Consider the following 20910-nt stretch of genomic DNA (forward strand, 5'->3'; position numbering starts at 1 on the left):
GATTGCAGGATAGAATATGATCAAATTTTACACTGTCAATCGAATCGCTGCATTCTAGGTGCTGGGCAGCGCGTCGCCCATCATTCCCATACCTTGCTCAATGTCCTGTGCCGTTGCCAAAGCAGCCTTCTCCGCATCCTTATTGCGCAGTGCGACGATGATATCCTTATGTCTATCGGGTAGGCTTTGGGTGCCGAATCGACCGCAAACAATCCGCAATGAAGGGCCGAATCTCAACCACAGACGTTCGGCCAGGTCGACCAGAATCGGGGCATCGGCATGCGAATACAGGGCTTGATGAAAGGCGTGGTTCAATCGCAGATATCCGCCAACATCCCCATCTGTAATCATGAGGTCGAGCCGTTGATCCAGCTTCTCCAGATGGTCAATTTCGGTCGACGAAATGTTCCTGGTGGTACGCCTTGAAAGCTCTGTTTCTATTGATATTCTTGCAAAAATCATCTGTTCGATATCATTGGCAGATAATAAGGGTACGCTGACCCGTCGGTTGCCTTGAAAGATCAGGGCGCCGTCAGAAATTAGGCGTCGTATCGCCTCGCGCACCGGGGTCATGCCTACGCCCAACGAATCAGTCAGACCCTGAATCGTTACCGGCTGTCCTGGCACAAGATCACCAAACAGGATCTGCGATTTCAGAGTGCGATAGACCTGTTCATGCGCAGGGCGTTTTTCTTCATCATCCGGCTGTGTGCTCGCCTTATTTTTGATCAAATCCAAATGGTTTACCTCAATCCGCGCGTTTCTATCTTGTCTGAATTTACACCTGTTCCGACCATAGGTGAAACCACTGCAAAACGCAAAACTTGATCAAATCCAAAAAAAAGTGAAAATAGCCGCATAATCGCAGGGAGAAGACTATGAAACTAAAAACGCTGGGGATGACAGCGATCGTCGCATTGGGGACTTCGGCCGCTTTTGCCGAAGAAGTGCGTGTCTATAACTGGTCCGACTATATTGACGAGGAGTTGCTGAGCAAATTCGAAGAAGAGACAGGCCTGACCCTGATCTATGACGTGTTTGATAGCAATGAGGTTCTGGAAACCAAAATGCTGGCCGGTGGGTCAGGTTATGATGTGGTTGTGCCTTCGGGAACGTTTTTGCAACGCCAGATTCAAGCCGGCGCGTTCCAGGAACTCGACGCAGCCAAACTATCGAATGCAGGAAACCTGTGGGATGTGATTCAGGAGCGCACCGCAGGGTATGACCCCAACAATGCTTACTCGATCAACTATATGTGGGGAACCACCGGCATCGGCTTGAATGTCGACAAGGTCAAAGAGGTGCTGGGCGACGATGTTGCGCTCAACAGCATGGATCTGGTGCTGAAGCCTGAAAACATGGAAAAGCTGGCCTCGTGCGGTGTCCATTTCCTGGATGCACCCGCCGAGATCATTCCGATGGTGCTGCAATATATCGGCGAGGACCCGGATAGCCATGACACGGACGTCATTGCGAAGACCGAAGAGGTTCTGACCGGCGTGCGTCCATATGTGCAGAAGTTCCACAGCTCGGAATACATCAATGCGCTTGCCAACGGTGATATCTGTGTGGCCGTCGGTTGGTCAGGGGACATTCTGCAAGCTCGGGATCGTGCCGATGAGGCAGAAAATGGTGTGGTCATCGAATACCATCCATTCGCGGAAGGCTCGCTGATGTGGTTTGACCAGATGGCGATACCTGTTGATGCACCAAATCCGGAAGGCGCACACAAGTTTCTGGACTTTATTCTGGATGCCAACAACATGGCTGCCGCGTCGAACTATGTTTACTACGCCAACGGTAACAAGGCTTCGCAAGAGTTCCTGGAAGAGGACGTAATCGGAGATCCGGCGATCTATCCGGATGATACGACGATGCAGAATCTCTATATCACCACGCCTTATCCGGCAAAAACCCAGCGGGTGGTGACTCGTCTCTGGACCAAAGTGAAATCAGGCACCTGATCTGATTGATGCGCAAGGCAGACAAACTGCCTTGCGCCATATTTATCCTGACCGATTACCGGGGGCCACTTTGAACACTGAAGTCTTTGCGCCGTGGGACGACCCGCAGGCGAAACCCTTGATCCAGTTCCAGAACGTCACCAAACGATTTGGCGCATTCACCGCAATCGATAACCTTTCGCTGGATATCTATGAGCGTGAGTTCTTTGCTCTGCTTGGGCCGTCGGGCTGCGGAAAGACCACGATGATGCGGATGCTGGCCGGTTTTGAAACTCCGACCGATGGCCATATCCTTCTTGGGGGTCAGGATATCGATCCGATCCCGCCCAATAAGCGGGCGGTGAACATGATGTTTCAGTCTTACGCCCTGTTCCCTCATCTGAGCATCTGGGACAATATCGCTTTTGGTCTGCGTCGGGACAACATGCCCAAGCGCGATCTGGAAGAACGAGTTGAAGAGATGTTGCGCCTGACCCGCCTTGAGCAGTTTGCGCGCCGTAAGCCGCATCAGATCTCGGGCGGTCAACGCCAACGCGTGGCGCTGGCCCGGTCATTGGCCAAAGCGCCAAAACTGCTTTTACTCGACGAACCCTTGGGGGCGCTGGATAAGAAGCTGCGTCAAGATACCCAATTCGAGTTGATGGACATTCAGGAAAAGACCGGCACGACCTTTGTCATCGTGACTCACGACCAGGAAGAGGCGATGACCGTTGCCAGCCGAGTGGCTGTCATGGATCAGGGCAAGTTGATGCAAGTGGCGACACCCGATCGCATCTATGAGACACCGAATTCCGTCTATGTCGCTGATTTTATCGGCGACGTGAACATCATCGAAGGGCGCGCCACGGCACAAGGGGATGAAAACTATCGGATTGATTGGGCCGAGGGGCAACCTCCGCTCACAGCCTCAACTGCAACCCAATTGTCCGATGGGCAGGGCTGCCATCTGGCGATCCGTCCCGAGAAAGTCGCCATTTCAGCCGAGCGCCCCACAGATGCGATCAATGCGATCCAGGGCAAGGTGCATGACATCGCTTATCTGGGCAACCTGTCGACCTATCATGTTGAGCTGCCAGACGGCACGATCATCAAAGCACAAACGGCGAATACCCGTCGTATCTCGCGCCGCTCGTTTACTTGGGAAGACCCGGTCTGGCTGTCCTGGACAGCGACTGCCGCAGTCTTGTTGGAAAACTGATGCGTCGCGCTGTTCTGATCGCCATTCCCTATGTCTGGCTTCTGGCGCTGTTTCTGGTGCCGTTCTTTATCGTTCTGAAAATCTCACTTTCGGACACCGCGCTGGCCATTCCACCTTACACGCCGACATTGGATTTCTCTGAGGGCTGGACAGGCATTAAGAACTTCTTCAGCCAGCTTGATCTTGAGAACTTCGTTTGGCTGACCGAGGACGATCTATACTGGAAAGCTTACCTTTCCAGCGTCAAAATCGCCCTGATTTCAACAATTCTTACGCTGATTGTCGGCTACCCGATCGCCTACGCGATGGCGCGCGCGCCTGAAGAATGGCGGCCCACATTCATGATGTTGGTTATCTTGCCCTTCTGGACGTCATTCCTAATCCGGGTCTACGCGTGGATGGGCATTCTCAGCAATGAAGGTTATCTGAACCAACTGCTGCTGTGGACGGGCATTATCTCAACCCCGCTGACCATTCTTAACACCAATACGGCGGTCTATATTGGCATCGTCTACACTTATTTGCCCTTCATGATTCTGCCGATTTACTCGTCTCTAGAACGTATGGACGGGTCGCTGATCGAGGCCGCCGAAGACCTTGGGTGTTCGCGCATGCAGGCTTTCTGGTTGATCACAATCCCTCTTTCACGCCCGGGTATCATCGCGGGTTGTTTTCTTGTGATGATCCCGGTGATTGGTGAGTTCGTGATCCCGTCGCTTCTGGGTGGCTCCGGAACTCTGATGATCGGTAAGGTTCTTTGGGAAGAGTTCTTCTCGAACCGCGACTGGCCGGTCGCCAGTGCGGTGGCCGTTGTTTTGCTACTGATCCTTGTGATTCCGATCGTGCTGTTCCAGCGCAACCAGCAAAAGCAGACGGAGGCTGAACAATGAGCAGACTCAGCTGGTTCAACACAGTGTCGCTGACGTTGGGGTTCGCGTTCCTGTATATCCCGATGATCATCCTGATCATCTTCAGCTTCAACGAAAGCAAGCTTGTCACGGTCTGGGCCGGGTTTTCGACCAAATGGTACGGAGAGCTGGTTCAGAACGAAGCGTTCCTTGACGCGGCATGGGTTACACTGCGGGTTGCTGTGTTCTCGTCTACTTTGGCGACGATCCTTGGCACGGCTGCGGCATATGTTCTGGTGCGTGGCGGGCGGTTCTTTGGACGAACGCTATTCTCGGGGATGATCTACGCCCCTCTGGTGATGCCAGAGGTGATAACGGGCCTGTCTCTGCTGCTGTTATTCATCGGGATCGGGTTGGATCGGGGGATCCTGACCATCGTTCTGGCTCATACGACATTTTCCATGTGTTTCGTTTCGGTCGTCGTCTCTTCGCGCCTTGTTACATTTGATAGGTCGCTGGAAGAGGCCGCGCTGGATTTGGGGTGCTCGCCGGGGCAGGCTTTTCGTCTAGTGACGTTGCCGATCATTGCGCCCGCCGTAGTTTCCGGCTGGTTATTGGCGTTTACCTTGTCGCTTGATGATCTAGTCATTGCGTCCTTCACCTCAGGACCATCCGCCACGACACTTCCCATCAAGATTTTCTCGGCTGTGCGTCTGGGTGTCAGTCCAGAAATCAACGCGTTGTCGACGCTTATGATCGCTGTGGTAACGGTGGGTGTCATCACCGCATCATTGGTGACCAAACGCGCGATGATGCGGCAAAAGCAGGATGAACAAGCCGCGGCGCGCACCGAATGAAGCGAATCTTTTCGGATTACGCCTACAGTGCGGCCCCTCGTTCAGGATGCTGGTGGGACGAGACGATTGAGGCACCTGATTGGCCTAAGCACCAAGGAGAGCTGAAGGTCGATGTTGCCATAATCGGTGGCGGGTTCACGGGCCTATCTGCAGCGCTGCATTTAGCGAAAGAGGGCGTATCGGTTGCTGTGTTCGAGGCGAACTCTCTGGGCTGGGGCGCGTCAGGGCGAAACGGAGGATTCTGCTGTCTGGGTGGTTCGAAGCTCAGTGAAGCCACTCTCAGACGCCGTTACGGTGCAATTGAGGCAGCAGCATATTTTCAGGCTGAAAAAGACGCAGTGTCGTTGGTTGCCGATCTTCTGGCGCGTCATGAAATCGATGCGGACAGGCACTCGCGGGGTGAAACTCAACTGGCCCATTCCAAGCGAGCGATGGCACGACTACGTCAAAGCGTCGCCTCAGAAGGCCAGCTGCATGAGCAGCATGAACTGGCAGATTTAGGGTTGGGAGGCGCGTTCTTTGGCGGATACACAACGCCTGTAGGCTTTGGTTTGAACCCTCGTAAGTACCTTTTTGGTTTGGCCAACGCAGCGCAGGCTGAGGGTGCAAAGTTGTACCAACACAGCCCGGTTCAGAAGATATGCAAAATCGCGCAAGGCTTTGATCTGCATACCCCCACCGGTCAAGTTCGGGCTTCGAACGTGCTAACCTGCACAAATGGGTATTCCAGCGAGGATTTACCCCAATGGATGGCTGCGCGCTATATGCCGACGCAATCGACGGCTTTTGTCACACGCGTTCTGTCCCAAAACGAATTACAGGCTCAAGGCTGGACTTCGGATCAGATCGCATATGACACGCGCAACCTGCTGCATTATTTCCGGTTGATGCCCGATAGGCGGTTTCTGTTCGGAATGCGTGGGGGATTGATGTCGTCACCCCGTGCCGAAATGCGCATTCGGCAAAAGGCGTTGCAGGATTTCAGACGCTTGTTTCCTGCGTGGGCCTCGATTGACGTTACGCATATCTGGTCCGGTATGGTCTGCCTGTCCCGCGCCCTCGTGCCCTTTGCGGGTCCGGTTCCGGATCAAGCCGGGTTGTTTGCGGGCTTTGCATATCACGGCAACGGCGTTGCTATGGGGACCTATTGTGGCCGAGCCCTCGCCCGGATGGTCCTCGGGCAACCGAGCGAGCTTCCTTTGCCGATCAAGCAACCGCCAACCCGTTTTCCATTGGGTAGATGGCGTCGTGCCTTGATGCCGCCAGCCTATGCATTGCTTGGTCTTGCGGATCTATAAGGCCTGAATTTCCAATTCAAAGGCCCGAACATATTCGGGTGATCCGTTTTCGACCCGCCACAGACAATAGGCCGCCATTCGCCAGCCATACCAAGAGCGCAGAGATAAGTATCGCGCAGTAACTTGGTGCCGATCATAGGCGGTTAGAAAGTTCGTTACCTCCACCTCCGACAGAGGTGTACCGCGATAAAGCTGCTGCATCGCGGGCGATAAAAATATCGCTAAGTCTTCGCATGGGTCACCCGAGGCCGGACATTGCCAGTCGATGAGTGTCAGCCCGGCTGATGATTGCAGAATGTTGCCCGCCACCGGGTCACCATGGATCAGACATCGCTCGGCAAAGGGTGGTATTTGCCCCCGCGGTTTCAACGCGATCAGCTGCTGTGTCTCAGCGTTCTGGCAACTGCGCAAAATCTGCTCAGCATGGCATCTCAGATCCTCGCTGCCATTGCAGCCAGTGGGGAGGTCCAGATTTATCGATAGACTGTGTAGTCGCCTCAGCAGAACCGCGACGTTTTCGACGCCTTCGCGCCATGGATTGCCTGGTGCATGATCGTAGTAAACCCAGCTCGCCTTCTCGAAAGACCCGGTCGCCCGTAGATTGGGCACGAAGCCGGTGCTGTTGAGTGCGCGCAAGCAGTTCGCCTCAAGTCTAGCGTCGTTGCGAAACAGTGGGTTCTGAAACGGTGCGCGATACAGCTTGAGGACCGCGTCGCTGTGATCCGACAGTACCTTCCACACCTGATTTGTACGCCCACCGTACAGCACCTGGAATTGGGCTCGAACATCAATCAGCCCTTGAGAATGTAACTGGGCAACCAGCTTTGGCGGAGGTGGGATTTGGTCAGACAGGGAAGTTACCAGATTGAGCAGCGAGTCGATTTTGCCAAGCTTTGACCTGCGCCGCCCAACAGATCAAGCACCTGTTCGGATTTGAGTAACCTCATTCGCAGATACTTCTGCCCCGCTTTCAAGTGTTAACATGACCGCGCCGTCACCAACTTGGGCCTCAACAACACGGCCAAAAGCTGCGGTGGGGGTTTCAGCCAGCAATTTGTCTCCCTTATAGCTCGCGAGAGACGCAGAGTAACTCCCTGCCAGAAACGCAGTGCCGGTACTGTCAACACCGTGCCATTCGAATTCGGTTTCATCGACGGGTACGGTAATTCGGTCGACCACGTCGCCCTGCGTGTTGCGGATGATCAGTTCAGCTCTGGTTGCATCAGGAGCTGCACTGGAAAAGAGCGTAACAGGCTGGTTTTCAAACTGAAATGGTGCGGCAACTTGAACATCCATACCAACCCAACTGGCAAGCTGATTCAGATTGACCGATCCCAACGTCAAAGCCAGACCAGATAAAAGTTCATTTGCTTTGACCTGTTGTTCGACCATCGAATACTGCGCGAGCTGCGAGGCGTATTCTGATGAGTCCAATGGTTCCAGCGGATCCTGATTTCGTGCCTGTACCGTCAGCATGCGCAGGAATGTCTCGAAATCCGACGTCAGAGCAGAACGTTGCGCGTTGCTGGGTACACCTGAGGTTGCAATTGGGTTTGCGGTTGAACTCGACAGGGTGATCATCGCTTAAAGCCTCACATCAAGGCCACCACGCGGGCCGGATTGAACTATTGGTGCATTATGAAACTCATCAACAGCGACCTCCGATGTGTCAGAGAACTGCTGAGCCTCGGGATCTTTTTCTTGCTCTGCTGTGTTACCGGACAGGCCCAGATCAAGCGACATACCTTGGTATCCAAGTTTCTCGAATTCAGCGGATAACAGCGCGATGTGCCGCCGCATCAAATCAAGCGTTTCTGGCCGTTCCGTCATGATCATCAGATGCAACCCATCTTCACGGTTGGTTAATGTGATCGAGACGCGGCCCAGTTCCTCGGGGTTGAGGGCAATGTCTACGCCCTGAACGCCGGGCCTTGCTGAGATGACGGCTGCCAGTTGGCCCGCAATGGCGCGGGCATATTCGGCGCGATGGGGTATAAATGGTGTTATGCCCATGGTTTCCCGCTGCGTGGGCACAATTGTGGCTTCCTTTAGTGTCGGAATATCGAGAATCTCGTGTACTGTTGCAGGTTCGCGGATTGTGTCCACAGGAGCTATATTTGTGGCTTGGGCCGATATCAGCGCATTTGTGGCGCTAGCTGTTTGCTGCTGCGAGACTACTTTAAATACCGACGCGATCGGTGTGTCTAAATCCGGGCGGATGCCGACTTCGGTCGAATTTCGAGACTGAAACGGGCGTGCATTCGAATCCGGGCTGATCCCGGACCGACCTAGCGTCCGTGTGAGCACCCGTTTTTCAACTTTATCGGATTTTTGTTCCGGCGCTGGCGGGATTTCGGACGCTGCAGGGGTGGTCGAACTTATTGTTGTCGACCTATTTGTCTGATCGGTTGGTGAAGTGGATATGTTCTGATTAGACACCGGATCTACAGCGGGCGAGGGTACTGCTATTTCCGACTGTCTTGGCGCTTGCAATTCGCTGTCCGCAAGCGTCAACAGTTGCGGAAACGCAGCCTCGGGATTTGGCAGCTCCTCATCACCGTTTTGGGATAGTGGTTTCACAGTAGTTCTAACAGAGTCGTTGATTTCGACATCCGGCTGTTCTTCTACTGCGACTTTCTGTTTTGAAATTGTTGGCAAGCTCTCAGGATCGTTCAACTCGGCCTCTTCGTTCATGACGTCCTCAAAGGCCTGAGCTCCCTTGTTCTCTCGCGCCCCCCCGTGCTGGGCATCGGATTTGCTTCCTGTTGTGGTTGAGGCCGTCAAAACGGTCAGCGGGTTGGACATTTCTTGCTCCGGCTGTGTTTGCCTGACCCGGACTCTGACCTCAGGAGGTTACAATTATTTTAACTGCTTTCCTCTTTGATCATGAAAGTTCGAAGCAATTTACGGAGAATCCAATGTCGATATCAGCGATTGGAGCAACGACGCCGGCCGCTCAAGCTTCAGATAAGCTTAGAGCTGCCTCAATCGAGCTTGAGGCGACCTTTCTCGCCGAGATGTTGAAATCCGCGGGCCTTGGGCAGGCGCGGCAATCGTTCGGAGGAGGCGCAGGTGAAGATCAGTTTTCTTCGTTTCTAATTCAGCAGCAGGCCCAGCAGATGGCCCGCGCTGGTGGAATTGGTCTGTCAGAGGTTCTCTTTAATGCAATGATGGAGAAGGCCGATGGGTGAAAATCCGATAAAGGCGTTGGAGGATCTGCTGGATCAGGAGCGTAAGGCATTGATAGGCGGCGATCTTGACGACCTGAACCGATTGGCACCTGAAAAGGAAGACCTGATTGATGCTCTCAACGGCCTGAAAGTCATTGATAGCGACGGCCTTGTTCGTGTTCAGATGAAAGTCGCGCGTAATCAGGCACTATTGACCAGTGCAGCCGAGGGCATCCGCGCCGTTGCTGAACGCATGTCGGAACTGCGTCGCGTGCGTCAGGAGTTCAGTACTTATGACGCGGCGGGTCAGCGGAATGGGTATTCGGTGCGCTTGCAGGCAAAGCTGGAGAAGCGTGCATAAGGCTGGGTTTGATTCAAATCCAAAGCTTTGGATTTATTCGTCTTAGCACTCCGTTAGGGGATCAGGGTCAAAGTTGGGATTGCACCTGGAACAGCAGGTGGCGCGAAGGCCACAGGGCGCGACGCAAAGGTCAGAACGACGGAATGCCCGCCGGTTCGGTGGGTCCAACATGGGCGTCGAAGGCGCTCGAACGCAAAGAGGATGACAAATATGTCCAGCATTCTGACGAACAATGGCGCAATGGTTGCGCTGCAAACTCTCAAATCCGTAAACAAGAACCTGGCGATGACGCAGAACGCGATTTCGACCGGTAAAGATGTGGCGACGGCCAAGGACAACTCTGCCGTCTGGGCTATTTCCAAAGTGATGGAATCGGACGTTAAGGGTTTCAACGCCATCAAAGACAGCCTGGCGCTGGGTGAATCCACAGTGGCAGTTGCACGGAACGCTTCGGAAACGGTTACAGATCTGCTGAACCAGATGAAAGGCAAGATTGTTGCGGCACAGGAAGACAATGTCGACCGCGGCAAGATCAATGACGATGTGACGGCATTGCGGGACCAGATCGCATCGGTCGTAGGCGCGGCGCAATTCAATGGTCTAAACCTAGTCGATGGGTCGGCAGGTACAGCGTCCATTCTTGCGTCGCTGGATCGTGATAGCGCTGGAAACGTAAATGCATCATCAATTTCGGTTGCGAGCCAGGATTTGTCGACCGGCGGCTATGCGTCGAAGGGGGTTCTGGCGGGGTCGGATAACGTAACCACCGACAATGATGCGGCCGGGTTCACAATGGATAAGTCCGGCGGTTCGGGTGATATCGTTATCGACAGCTCGACTGACAACTTTGCTGCTGGTGACCAGGTGTCGATTACCATCGGTGACAAAGTTGCTTCCTATACGGTTCAAGCTGGAGATCTGGACCCGTCGGGCACCTACGACTCAGCTTATACTGATGCGATTGTCGCAGTTGGGTTGAAGAACCAGATTGATGCCTTGGGTATTACCGGTGTGGCTATCGACTATGACTCCAGCGCGGCGGGTACGCTCTCATTCGTTACCGGGACTGCAACAGCGGGTTCCGACGCAGATCGCGATGTGACCGTTTCGGCGCAATTCACCAATGCCGGAGCAGGCGGTTTGGGTGCGTTGTCGTCGATTGACGTATCGACCGATGCAGGTGCCGCGGCAGCACTAGGAACCATCGAGACACTGATCAATACCGCGATTGATGCATCGGCCGCATTTGGTTCGTCGCAGGGCCGGATTGAAACCCAGAAAGAGTTCATCTCGAACCTGGCGGACTCGTTCAAATCCGGTATTGGCTCATTGGTCGACGCCGACATGGAAGAGACGTCGGCGCGGTTGCAGGCTCTGCAGGTGCAACAACAACTGGCGACGCAGTCTCTTTCTATTGCGAACCAGGCTCCGCAGTCCATCCTGTCGCTGTTCCGCTAATTCAGGAACTCAGCCGGGGCGCGCGTACCGTGCCCCGGCCTTAACTGCCCGCTGATGGACAATCGGAAGGATTTCAAGTGACTCCGCAAACGCTCGCCCAACGCGCTTATGCGCAATCTGCTGCACCGACGCGAACGCCCCGGGATACGGAATATGAGGCGATATCCAAAATCACACATCGCCTAAAGTCTGCGTCAGCACGCATGGAAACGGATTTTAGCGCCTTCGTCCAGGCATTGCATGAAAACCGCCGGTTATGGAGCGTGTTGGCGACCGATGTTGCGGATGCTGATAATGCACTGCCGAACAATCTGCGGGCTCGAATATTTTATCTCGCTGAATTCACGGAACAACACAGCAGTCAGGTGTTGGGAAATAAAGCGACAGTAGAGCCGCTGCTTGAAATCAACATGGCAGTCTTGCGAGGACTGCGTCAAATGAGGGGGAATTGATGGGCGGTCTGGTGCTAAAGCTTGCCCCAAAAGAGCGGGTTCTGATCAACGGTGTCGTCATCGAAAATGGTGAACGCCGCAGCAGATTTTCCATCATGACACCGCAAGCCAATGTTCTGCGTCTGCGCGATGCTATTCACCCTGAAGAGGTGAACACTCCAGTGCGTCGTGTCTGCTATGCAGCACAGCTTGTGCTGTCTGGTGACACAGAACCCGATCAGGCGCGTCAGCAGTTGCTGCGACGCGTAGAGGAGTTAAGCCAAGTCTTTACAGATACCGATAGCCGCCGGGTGTTGGCCGATGCCACAGAAGCGTTGGTGGCCGAGCAATACTATAAGTGCCTAAAAGCGTTGCGCTCTCTATTACCGCGAGAAGAGCGGTTGATGGCGTATGAGCAATGACCTTTCAACCGGTCGTACCCACCGGTGGAATTGTGGGCTGGCGAATTCTTCAGCGGACGTATGACGCGCAACTGCAAAGTTTTTCAAACTCGTCGATTAATGAGCGTGAGACAGCGTATTTTCTGAAAAACATAGGAAATGTTCGCTCGGCTGAAGATCTGGTTGCTGATCGTCGCTTACTACAGATCGCCTTGGGTGCCTTTGGCCTCGAAGATGATCTGAACAATCGGTTTTTTATACAAAAGATCCTGTCGGACGGTACTCAGGCGGAGGATGCATTGGCGAACAGGTTGGCTGACAACCGATATCGTGACTTTGCAAAAGCTTTTGGATTGGGGCCGGGTGAGATTCCAAAGACGGGTTTGGTCAGCGCGATGGAGAAGATCGCCGAAGATAATATGGCCGCCCGGTTCGAAATATCGGTTGGTGAATCCGATGAATCGGTGCGTATCGCACTATTCACGCAGCATGCCTTGCGCGAGATAGCTCAACAAGGTGGTAGTGAGAACAGAAAATGGTTCGACCTTATGGGATTGCCACCATTGCGCAACATGATGGAAACGGCATTAGGCCTGCCCAGATCATTTGCACAGTTGGATTTAGACAAACAACTTGAAGTCTTTAAGGATCGGTTGCAACGCGCCACCGGATCCTCGGATCTGGCGCAATTTACGGACATAGAAGCCGTCGAAATTTTGACGGATACCTATCTGGCCCGCAGCCAGATCGCGCAATTCCAGAGTGTAACTTCTCCTGCGCAGACGGCGTTGATCCTGCTGGGTGGCGGGTTTTGATACTAAACTCCGGATGTCGGACGGAGTTCGATCTGGGTCAGAAATCGCCAAAGCTCTGAAGCGTGAATTCGAGTGTGGTAAAGACCTGGCTTCGGCAACTAGGTGTTCAGATCTTTCGACGCGTCGTATCCGCTAACAATTTAAGTATCCGGTTAGATATCTGCAGAAGCTTGCAGTGCAAAAGAACTAATCGGTTGCGAAACGTTATGCAGCTTGATCTCTCCTAACGGGATGGCCTGTTTACAGGCGGGCTCGATATCGTGGGATACAACGATTCTGTGACCGGCTGTTTTGCCATATTCCCCTAGTCTGGCGGCGATATTCGCCGCTTGTCCGATCACTGTGAAATCCAGCCGCTCTTGTGAGCCTACATTGCCGTAAGTAACACGACCATAGGCGACGCCGATTGAGCAGTCGCAATGATAATCATTTTCGCCGTTGCGAAGCTCAGCCAGTTTCTCGACGATCTCAATCGCCGATAGCTGCGCGTTGGTCCGGGCTTTAGCGGCGTCGTCACCCGCCGGGAAAACAGCCAATACCGCGTCGCCGATGAATTTCAACACTTCTCCATCATGGTCGTGCACGATCCCCGATACTGTTTCGAAGAACGCGTTCAACAAATCGATGTATTCATCGCGGCCCAACGTCTCTTCGAGCGCGGTTGAGTTGCGCAGATCGCAAAACATAATAGCCGCATCTATATCATCACCATCACCTCGGCGGATTTCACCGCCCAAAACCCGAGCGCCCGATCGTTTTCCAACATAGGTTTCAAGCAAAACCTGGGCGTTTTCGCGCTGCATGAAGACCTCGTAGAAGCGCGCGATTACGGAAGAGCACTCAAAAACCAGGCCAAGGTTTTCTGTTGTGAATCCATCTGGGTGATCACTGGTCAGGGTCAGGACGTTTATTCGCCCATCTGAAAAGGGTAGTGGCATGGCAACATAGTCTGTTGCCCCTTTCGCGCGCAGATCTTCGATGATCGGAAAACTGTTATGCGGATTGTCGTTGTTCAGGCGTTGACGCACGCCGCCCAGTCCGTTTGAGACGTGGCGCAGGGGGCTATTGGTAAAGGCAGGGTGATCGTGGATCTCGTAGGTCGGGGTGTGGGTCGAAATCTCGGCCGTGTCCTTTTCCCAGATGTAGTGTTTGCCTGCGATCAAAGGGTGCAGCGACCAGACCAGGATGCTAAGGCGTTGTATTGCGATGCCGTGTTCCAGCATTTTCTCGGCCAGTGCTTTGGTGAAAGCATCGGGTGTTGCGATATCCGACGCTCCGCGCATCAACCAGTCGATCAAAGGCCCGCTGATATTGCCGTCATCGGGTTGCCGAAGTTGGTTTTCTCCAAGGTCGATCCGCGTCGCCGTGTTGGGCATAAAGCCGATATGTCCTTGAATGGCTGCGCTTTCGGGAAAGGCATCTTCATAGGCCCAGATCGAGTTACTCAGGTGCTCTTCCGGCAGGCTGATGTCGTGATAGGTTGCGGTGCCCTTGAACGGACAGAATGTTTGCAACTCAGTCTCGGGGCTGAGTTCGACGCACAGGTCTTCACGCGGGATGTAAACCGAAGGGGGCAGCCGCGTTTCATACATGACCTTGGCGTTATGACTTTCGGCGAGCAGGATATCACCACGGTAGATCGCAATCCGCCCTTTTAACGGTTCAACCGAAATACCATAGCCTTTGACATTTGGTGTGGCATGGACGTTCATCTGCAACCTCCCCTGGCCAAGCCCTTATATGATGGGCCTTCAGGGTGACGATTCCAAGATGCGCACACAGATTTTACCGCGGTGAAGCAGTCAGACCATCTGAATTACGTCTTTTTCGATCGACAACATGTAGCCTTTTTTGGCGATGTTTTTCACCAGCAATTCACTGACCATCTGATTGCCGAGTGCGTCCCTTAGGCGTTTGATACGGGTGGCCCCAGCGGCTTCTTCGCAATCGACCACGTTCCGCCCTGAAATCATGGCTTCGATCTGCGCTCCGGACAGAACTTCGTCATCCAGCCGGGATTCGGCTAATACCGACAGGGTTTCCATTGCTGCGGGAGTTAGCCTGAAATCCATGTTGTTGAGGTAAACCGTGTTTTCCTCGCGGCTGATCAGCAGCGAGGTCACCTGAATCCCGGTCCGCTCAATCTGCGCCATGCGGCGATTCAGCAGGACTAGCATCACCAGAAACACCAACGCGGTAATCAGCATGGCGCTGGCAAAGACCAGCAGCACGAAGATCACCATGCGATAGCTGGACAGCGTATCGGCGAATGCTGTGCCGGATTGGGCCAATATTTCCAGCAGGCGGATTTCGGATTGTGAGGTCAGGTCAGACTCGACAAACAACCGCTCGACACGCGCGTTGAAAGCGTTCGCATCCGGTAGCGTCCAGAATAGGAAAACCGCTGCAGTCACCAGGATCGCGACGACTGCCGCTATCCCCAGACCAACCAGCCGAACCCCCGAGCGACGCGCTTCAGTAACGGAGATAGTATTTTCCGGCATTGGCCTTCCTTTGATCCAGTCCATTCGCCTCAAAAACGGTCATCACGTTCAGCAGGGTCCAGCCGTTTGATTTCAGCCGCTTTGCGACTTCGTTCTGGGCCGAGCCCTTATCGCAGCTTGAGACCTGCATGACGCCATAGTGCAGGCGCAAGGGATTGTCCTGCTTGGCTTTGTAGTCGGCATAGCAATCTGCCGCGATGGCCTGCGACCCAACCGATATCAGGGCCGTCAGAGCCAGAGAAGAGAGGATCTGTTTCATGGGCTGCATCCTGCGCATGGGTTGGGCGGATATTCAATAACCTCAGGGGGTTTGCGGTGCTGATATTGGATAACAGATTGCCGTTATTGCTTGTCTGGAGGGGGTGGTCGCAGTGTCGGGTTATCAGTTTCGCGGTCCGTCACGGGCCTGCCCCATCATCCGAAAGGACACGTATCATGCACCGGAAATTTATTGCTCTGATCATAGCCGTCGCCGTTGCCATCACCGGGATCTCAGCGTCACAGGCACGGGCAGCAGATACCAGGGATATTCTCGGAGGACTGGCTGCAATCGCGATCATTGGTGCGGCGGTCAATCACTACCATCAAGAGAAGAAGCGTGACGAAGAGGCCGAGCGCCGCAAGCGTCATAAGAAGGCTGAAGCCAAGGCGGAAAAGGCTAGGAAAAAACATGCTGTTCGCCCGCTGCCAAAGCGGGTTGCTCGTTATGACTTGCCGCAACGTTGCCTGCGTACGTTTAATGCCTACTCGAAAAAGCGTCCGCTGCTTGGGCCGAACTGCCTGAAGAAGCACTATAAACATGCCGATAGCCTGCCACACCAATGCAAGGTTGGTTTCTGGAATGGTAAAAGGGTAAAACGGGCATACGAACCCGCCTGCCTGCGCCAGAAAGGATACCGCGTCGTTTACCAGTAACCGGTTTCGAGCAGGAGTGGCGCCATAGAAGCGCCACGCGGGAGAGGGTGGCGCAAGCTGCCCTCTTCTTTTTTCTTGCGCCCGGCAAGGAAACGCGGTTTGCCAATGGTATGACGACACCTGATTTCGAACTCGAACGGGCTTTGCTAGCGCGCGGATACACCCGAATTGCCGGGGTGGATGAGGTTGGGCGTGGTCCATTGGCCGGGCCTGTTGTTGCGGCAGCGGTGGTATTGAATCCGCAGGATATTCCGGACGGGCTGAACGATTCCAAAAAACTGACGGCCAAACGTCGCGTTGGTTTGGATGAGTCATTGCGCAATCGGGCAGAGGTCGCGGTGGCCGAAGCCACAGTTGCCGAGATAGATGAGCACAACATCCTACGCGCCTCTCATCTAGCGATGGTGCGTGCGGTCGCGGCGCTCGACCCGGCACCGGATTTTCTGCTGATCGATGGGAATATGATTCCGCGCGGGATGAAACTACCCTCGCAAGCCGTGGTGAAGGGTGACGCTCGATCGATGTCGATTGCGGCAGCGTCGATCATTGCGAAAATCTGGCGTGATCAATTGATGGTGGATTTGGCGCAACAGCATCCCGGCTACGGGTGGGAGGCAAATGCCGGATATCCGACAAAACAGCACCGCGAGGCGCTGCGAAATCTCGGGGTGACCCCACACCATAGACGTTCGTTCAAACCGGTCCACAATATCTTGTATCAAGAGTAAATTGTAAGTTGCTGATTCAAAAAAGAAATTGACGGCGAATCATCTTTGACTCATCCTTGTCTCAACCAAATGAGCGCAAAAGCGCCGTGGAACTGAGGCAGTGATATGACCACAATCAAGACGAAGGGCGCAACCGCGCTCCCTTTAAACACGATTCTATCCGGGGACTGCATCGAGGCGATGAACAGTCTGCCCGAGGCGTCGGTTGACCTGATTTTTGCGGACCCCCCGTATAATCTGCAGTTGAAAGGCCAGTTGCACCGGCCCGATAACTCTCAAGTCGATGCGGTCGATGATCACTGGGATCAATTCTCAAGCTTTGGCGCCTACGACCAGTTCACGCGTGGTTGGCTGAAAGCGGCGCATCGTTTGCTGAAACCCAATGGTGCGATCTGGGTGATTGGGTCTTATCACAACATTTTCCGCGTGGGTTCCGCCCTGCAGGATGCTGGCTATTGGATTCTGAATGATGTGGTTTGGCGAAAATCGAACCCGATGCCGAATTTCCGCGGCAAGCGCTTCACCAATGCGCATGAGACGATGATCTGGGCCTCCAAACGTGAGGGTGCGAAATACACGTTTAACTACGAAGCGCTGAAAGCGCTGAATGAAGGCGTACAGATGCGCAGCGATTGGGTGCTGCCGATCTGCACCGGGCACGAGCGCTTGAAGGATGAAAATGGCGACAAGGCGCATCCGACACAGAAACCGGAATCACTGCTGCATCGTGTTTTGATTGGCTCGACTAATCCGGGTGACGTTGTGCTGGATCCTTTTTTTGGCACTGGCACCACAGGTGCTGTTGCGAAAATGCTGGGGCGTGAGTTCATCGGTATCGAGCGCGAAGAAAGCTATCGCGAGGTAGCTGAAAAGCGCATCGCCAAGGTCCGTAAATTCGACCGCGAGGCGCTGGAAGTCAGCGCCAGCAAACGCGCCGAGCCGCGCGTGCCCTTTGGCCAATTGGTCGAACGCGGCATGCTGCGTCCGGGTGAGGAGCTTTATTCCATGAACCAGCGCCACAAGGCCAAGGTACGCGCGGATGGGACGTTGGTAGGCGACAACGTCAAGGGCTCGATCCATCAAGTGGGGGCGCATCTTGAAAACGCGCCGTCCTGCAATGGCTGGACTTACTGGTGCTTCAAACGCGATGGCAAGACTGTGCCGATTGATGTGCTGCGTCAGCAGATCCGATCAGAGATGCATAGCTGATTTACTCAATACCGCCGGTGCCTGTGGCCTGACACAAGGCACTAAGCCTTGCCCCGCCGTTTTGGCGGGGTCTTTTGTTTTCTTCTATAGGATGATTGCATAGGGTAGCCCCTGACCGCGCATATGGGAGACCGATGCAATGACCGAGACAACCGCCAGTCAATCTCGTCTGAGCAGACTGTTCTTCACGCAGCCGGACAATTATGACCTAGACAACAAGTACACCGAAGCTGCGCTGGAGCGAAATAAGCGTGAGGGTTTGGAGCTTGCAGTTCGGGCGCGTTGGATCGCAATGGCCTTTACGGCACTATTGCTGATTTACCTGAATCCCCACTGGGAGGTTCTCTGGTACCATTTCATTCTGTTGCTGATCTGCGCCAATGGTTGGCTGATCCGACGTGCGGGGCGCGTTGGTCAATCCCGAACAGAGCTATTTTTGATCTTCATTGATCTGCTGATCATGACATTGGGTATGATCGTTCCTAACCCGTTCAGCGACGACGTGCGGCCGCTGGCAATGCAGTATCGGTTCGACAACTTCCAGTATTTCTTCATCATTCTGGCTGCAGGAACTCTTGCCTATTCCTGGCGTACCGTCATCGCGATTGGTACTTGGACGGCATTCATGTGGACAGCAGGTTGGGTTATCGCATGGTGGGTCTCCACGCCGATACCGGGGATCAGCGAGCGTGTATCCGAGGCCTTGGCAGGTTATCCAGACGTCGCAGAATTCATGGATCCCAACAGTTTCATGCCGACGCTTCGTATTCAGCAGGTGATTGTTTTTGTCATGGTTGCAGTGACGCTTGGTGTTTCGATGCGGCGCCTCAATCGCTTGTTGATGTCGAATGCCGGGCTTGAACGTGAGCGCGCGAACTTGTCGCGCTATTTCTCTCCGAATGTGGTTGATGAGCTGAGCCAGAACGATGAGCCTTTGAAGCAAGTCCGCAAAGAAGACATTGCGGTTCTTTTCATCGACATCGTTGGGTTCACCAAGTTTTCTGCAGGGCGCGATCCGTATGAGGTCATCGAGGTGTTGCGCGGGTTCCACGCGCGGATGGAGACAGAGGTGTTTCGCCACCATGGAACGCTAGACAAGTATCTTGGAGACGGATTGATGGCTACGTTTGGCACACCGCTGCCGGGTGAATTGGATGCGAGCAATGCATTGGCTTGTGCCCGGTCGATGGTCGATATGATCGACCGCTGGAATATTGATCGCAAACGCGCCGGTGAGGCAGAGATCCAGATCGGAGTAGGGGTTCATTATGGCTCAGTTGTCCTGGGTGATATCGGAGCGAACCGGCTGGAGTTCGCCGTGATAGGCGATGCGGTAAATGTTGCTGCAAAGCTTGAGGCAATGACGCGCGAATGCGCTGCCCGCATAATTGTCAGCGATGCATTGCGCGCCCAAGCGTTGCAAGAAACACCGAACTCAGAAGACTTGATGGCAGGATTTGAACAGCGGCCGGATCAGACGGTGCGAGGTGTCGCCGCCCCGATGGATTTTTGGGTGCTCCAAAAATAGGGGCTCCCGCCTGTCAGAACCGCATCAAAGATGCGATCCTTCCTGTTGGGCGGGGGAGCACGCTGGCGCGTGCTGCGGTTAGGTGCGAGGCAGAGGGTTCTGCGCCTTGTTATAGGGCTGCCAGTCGGCGATCTCGGGATAGTATTGACGTCGCCACGCTCGGACCTTGGGGTTCATGATGCGTCGCCACAATGGTGGGATCATCGCAGCAATTGTCATGACCGGATACCCATATGGCAGTTGCGGGGCGGCGTCCTGAGAATGGTGTTGCAGCAAAGGGAACCTGCGGCTTGGTTTGTAATGGTGATCCGAATGGCGTTGCAGGTTGATAAGTAGCCAGTTCGACGCTTTATGCGACGCGTTCCACGAGTGGCGCGGGTGGACGTGTTCGTACTTACCGTCCCCCAGGTATTTTCGCGTCAGGCCGTAATGTTCGACATAGTTGACCAATTCTAGCTGCCAGATCGCGGTACCTGCCTGCAGCAGGAATAAGCCTATCCCGGCCCATCCTCCGAGCAGATACGCCAGAAGCAGCATGGTCGATTGCAAGGCCCAATACCGCCAGAAGGGGTTCGTGGAAGCTGTCCAGGGGCGGTCTTTGCGGGCCAGTTTGTTCGCTTCCGCGTGAAACGCCGATTTCAGACTTTGGCGCAGGACGCGCGGATAGAAACGGTGGAAGCCTTCGTTGTAGCGTGCGGTCACAGGGTCGCGTGGGGTGCCAACATAGCGGTGGTGGACCAGCAGATGTTCCGACCGGAAATGGGAGTAAAGCACCATCGACAGCAGGATATCACCCAGCCATCGTTCCAGCTTGCCTTTCTGGTGCATCAACTCGTGGCTGTAATTGATTCCGATCGTGCCTGAAATAACGCCCATGCCGAAGAATACGCCAATTTTTTCGATTGTGGTCAGTCCCGTTGCGCGGGTCGTGTACCAGATCAGTCCGTAAAGCGTGAGGAACTGCACCGGAGCCCATGCTTTGGTCAGCCAAATATACCAGTCCAGCTCTTCATCTGGCGCATCCGGGTCGGCATTTTCCAAGTTAAGCCCCGTCAGTTGATCCAGCACAGCAAAGGCCCACCAAGTTGAAAGAGGCACAATCAAGACCCACCAACCACCAGCGAAGGAGGTCATCCAAATGAGTGGGACCAGCAGGTATGAGACCCAAAATGGAACGGCAGATTGCCAGCGAGAGAGGGTGTCAGATGCAATCATCTTGGGGCTC

24 protein-coding genes are annotated in these 20910 nt (G+C 54.3%); 15 read left to right on the forward strand and 9 right to left on the reverse strand.

The features are described from left to right. Nucleotides 1-54 precede the first annotated feature (54 nt). On the reverse strand, nt 55-738 hold the full coding sequence (locus G7G_RS0109200) for a GntR family transcriptional regulator (protein WP_010440722.1): 684 nt from the start codon (nt 736-738) through the stop codon (nt 55-57). A gap of 140 nt (nt 739-878) precedes the next feature. On the opposite strand from G7G_RS0109200, the gene G7G_RS0109205 reads away from it, so the two are divergent. The 5 genes from G7G_RS0109205 to G7G_RS0109225 all read left to right on the forward strand — a co-directional run bounded on the left by G7G_RS0109205 (nt 879) and on the right by G7G_RS0109225 (nt 6165). Beyond that, complete coding sequence (locus G7G_RS0109205) at nt 879-1964, forward strand: polyamine ABC transporter substrate-binding protein (RefSeq protein WP_010440724.1); 1086 nt, start codon at nt 879-881, stop codon at nt 1962-1964. Between the two features lie 70 nt (nt 1965-2034). Further along, on the forward strand, nt 2035-3162 hold the full coding sequence (locus G7G_RS0109210) for an ABC transporter ATP-binding protein (protein WP_029621870.1): 1128 nt from the start codon (nt 2035-2037) through the stop codon (nt 3160-3162). Next, nucleotides 3162-4052, forward strand: a complete 891-nt coding sequence (locus tag G7G_RS0109215; protein WP_010440728.1) for an ABC transporter permease subunit — start codon at nt 3162-3164, stop codon at nt 4050-4052. Before G7G_RS0109210 ends, G7G_RS0109215 begins: the two co-directional genes overlap by 1 nt. Continuing rightward, on the forward strand, nt 4049-4867 hold the full coding sequence (locus tag G7G_RS0109220; RefSeq protein WP_010440730.1) for an ABC transporter permease: 819 nt from the start codon (nt 4049-4051) through the stop codon (nt 4865-4867). Before G7G_RS0109215 ends, G7G_RS0109220 begins: the two co-directional genes overlap by 4 nt. Next, nucleotides 4864-6165 carry an NAD(P)/FAD-dependent oxidoreductase gene (locus tag G7G_RS0109225; protein ID WP_010440732.1) on the forward strand — a complete coding sequence of 434 codons (1302 nt, stop codon included), beginning with the start codon at nt 4864-4866 and terminating at the stop codon, nt 6163-6165. Before G7G_RS0109220 ends, G7G_RS0109225 begins: the two co-directional genes overlap by 4 nt. On the opposite strand, the gene G7G_RS0109230 is transcribed toward G7G_RS0109225, so the two are convergent. The 3 genes from G7G_RS0109230 to G7G_RS0109240 form a co-directional block, all read right to left on the reverse strand. Further along, nucleotides 6160-6933, reverse strand: a complete 774-nt coding sequence (locus G7G_RS0109230; RefSeq protein WP_010440734.1) for an aminoglycoside phosphotransferase family protein — start codon at nt 6931-6933, stop codon at nt 6160-6162. The genes G7G_RS0109225 and G7G_RS0109230 overlap by 6 nt on opposite strands. Before the next feature lie 147 nt (nt 6934-7080). Continuing rightward, nucleotides 7081-7746, reverse strand: a complete 666-nt coding sequence (locus tag G7G_RS0109235; protein WP_010440736.1) for a flagellar hook capping FlgD N-terminal domain-containing protein — start codon at nt 7744-7746, stop codon at nt 7081-7083. 3 nt (nt 7747-7749) lie between these two features. After that, the gene (locus tag G7G_RS0109240) at nt 7750-8970 is read right to left on the reverse strand and encodes a flagellar hook-length control protein FliK (protein WP_010440738.1); all 1221 of its coding nucleotides are present in this window, start codon (nt 8968-8970) and stop codon (nt 7750-7752) included. A gap of 113 nt (nt 8971-9083) precedes the next feature. On the opposite strand from G7G_RS0109240, the gene G7G_RS0109245 reads away from it, so the two are divergent. Together G7G_RS0109245 and G7G_RS0109250 are read left to right on the forward strand one after the other, a co-directional pair. Beyond that, nucleotides 9084-9356: a rod-binding protein gene (locus G7G_RS0109245; RefSeq protein WP_010440740.1), complete on the forward strand. Its 273-nt coding sequence runs from the start codon at nt 9084-9086 to the stop codon at nt 9354-9356. Next, nucleotides 9349-9696, forward strand: coding sequence for a flagellar export chaperone FlgN (locus G7G_RS0109250; protein WP_010440742.1), 348 nt, complete (start codon nt 9349-9351; stop codon nt 9694-9696). The genes G7G_RS0109245 and G7G_RS0109250 overlap by 8 nt, the downstream gene beginning before the upstream one ends. A 53-nt stretch (nt 9697-9749) precedes the next feature. Here G7G_RS0109250 and G7G_RS24485 read toward each other — a convergent pair whose 3' ends face one another. Beyond that, a complete protein-coding gene (locus G7G_RS24485) occupies nt 9750-9917 on the reverse strand; it encodes a hypothetical protein (protein WP_162096913.1) in 168 nt (55 codons plus the stop codon). Here G7G_RS24485 and G7G_RS0109255 point away from each other — a divergent pair. The 4 genes from G7G_RS0109255 (at nt 9907) to G7G_RS0109270 (ending at nt 12801) form a co-directional block, all read left to right on the forward strand. Further along, entirely contained in the window at nt 9907-11154 is a 1248-nt protein-coding gene (locus G7G_RS0109255) for a flagellin (protein WP_010440744.1), read from the forward strand. The genes G7G_RS24485 and G7G_RS0109255 overlap by 11 nt on opposite strands. Nucleotides 11155-11231: 77 nt before the next feature. Next, nucleotides 11232-11606 carry a flagellar biosynthesis regulator FlaF gene (flaF, locus tag G7G_RS0109260; protein WP_010440745.1) on the forward strand — a complete coding sequence of 125 codons (375 nt, stop codon included), beginning with the start codon at nt 11232-11234 and terminating at the stop codon, nt 11604-11606. Continuing rightward, a complete protein-coding gene (gene flbT, locus G7G_RS0109265; RefSeq protein WP_010440747.1) occupies nt 11606-12007 on the forward strand; it encodes a flagellar biosynthesis repressor FlbT in 402 nt (133 codons plus the stop codon). Before flaF ends, flbT begins: the two co-directional genes overlap by 1 nt. Next, nucleotides 12004-12801, forward strand: coding sequence for a DUF1217 domain-containing protein (locus tag G7G_RS0109270; protein WP_010440749.1), 798 nt, complete (start codon nt 12004-12006; stop codon nt 12799-12801). Before flbT ends, G7G_RS0109270 begins: the two co-directional genes overlap by 4 nt. A 152-nt stretch (nt 12802-12953) precedes the next feature. Here the strand turns inward: G7G_RS0109270 and G7G_RS0109275 are convergent, their stop codons facing one another. The 3 genes from G7G_RS0109275 to G7G_RS0109285 all read right to left on the reverse strand — a co-directional run bounded on the left by G7G_RS0109275 (nt 12954) and on the right by G7G_RS0109285 (nt 15564). After that, a complete protein-coding gene (locus G7G_RS0109275) occupies nt 12954-14513 on the reverse strand; it encodes a DUF427 domain-containing protein (protein WP_010440751.1) in 1560 nt (519 codons plus the stop codon). A 90-nt stretch (nt 14514-14603) separates the two neighbouring features. Beyond that, nucleotides 14604-15305, reverse strand: a complete 702-nt coding sequence (locus G7G_RS0109280; RefSeq protein WP_010440753.1) for a winged helix-turn-helix domain-containing protein — start codon at nt 15303-15305, stop codon at nt 14604-14606. Continuing rightward, a complete protein-coding gene (locus G7G_RS0109285) occupies nt 15277-15564 on the reverse strand; it encodes a hypothetical protein (RefSeq protein WP_010440755.1) in 288 nt (95 codons plus the stop codon). Before G7G_RS0109285 ends, G7G_RS0109280 begins: the two co-directional genes overlap by 29 nt. A 176-nt stretch (nt 15565-15740) precedes the next feature. Here G7G_RS0109285 and G7G_RS0109290 point away from each other — a divergent pair, with 176 nt between their 5' ends. The 4 genes from G7G_RS0109290 to G7G_RS0109305 all read left to right on the forward strand — a co-directional run bounded on the left by G7G_RS0109290 (nt 15741) and on the right by G7G_RS0109305 (nt 19685). Then, nucleotides 15741-16220 carry a hypothetical protein gene (locus G7G_RS0109290; RefSeq protein ID WP_010440757.1) on the forward strand — a complete coding sequence of 160 codons (480 nt, stop codon included), beginning with the start codon at nt 15741-15743 and terminating at the stop codon, nt 16218-16220. Nucleotides 16221-16330: 110 nt separating this feature from the next. Next, nucleotides 16331-16948 (forward strand): ribonuclease HII, encoded by a 618-nt coding sequence (locus tag G7G_RS0109295; protein WP_029621872.1) that lies wholly within the window; start codon nt 16331-16333, stop codon nt 16946-16948. Between the two features lie 105 nt (nt 16949-17053). Next, nucleotides 17054-18157: a site-specific DNA-methyltransferase gene (locus tag G7G_RS0109300; RefSeq protein WP_010440761.1), complete on the forward strand. Its 1104-nt coding sequence runs from the start codon at nt 17054-17056 to the stop codon at nt 18155-18157. Nucleotides 18158-18296: 139 nt separating this feature from the next. Continuing rightward, nucleotides 18297-19685 carry an adenylate/guanylate cyclase domain-containing protein gene (locus G7G_RS0109305; protein ID WP_010440763.1) on the forward strand — a complete coding sequence of 463 codons (1389 nt, stop codon included), beginning with the start codon at nt 18297-18299 and terminating at the stop codon, nt 19683-19685. Nucleotides 19686-19763: 78 nt separating this feature from the next. On the opposite strand, the gene G7G_RS0109310 is transcribed toward G7G_RS0109305, so the two are convergent. Continuing rightward, nucleotides 19764-20900: an alkane 1-monooxygenase gene (locus tag G7G_RS0109310; protein WP_010440765.1), complete on the reverse strand. Its 1137-nt coding sequence runs from the start codon at nt 20898-20900 to the stop codon at nt 19764-19766. Between the last annotated feature and the right edge of the window lie 10 nt (nt 20901-20910).

Origin of the sequence: Ruegeria conchae (assembly GCF_000192475.1) — a bacterium.
GTDB classification, from domain to species: Bacteria; Pseudomonadota; Alphaproteobacteria; order Rhodobacterales; family Rhodobacteraceae; genus Ruegeria; species Ruegeria conchae.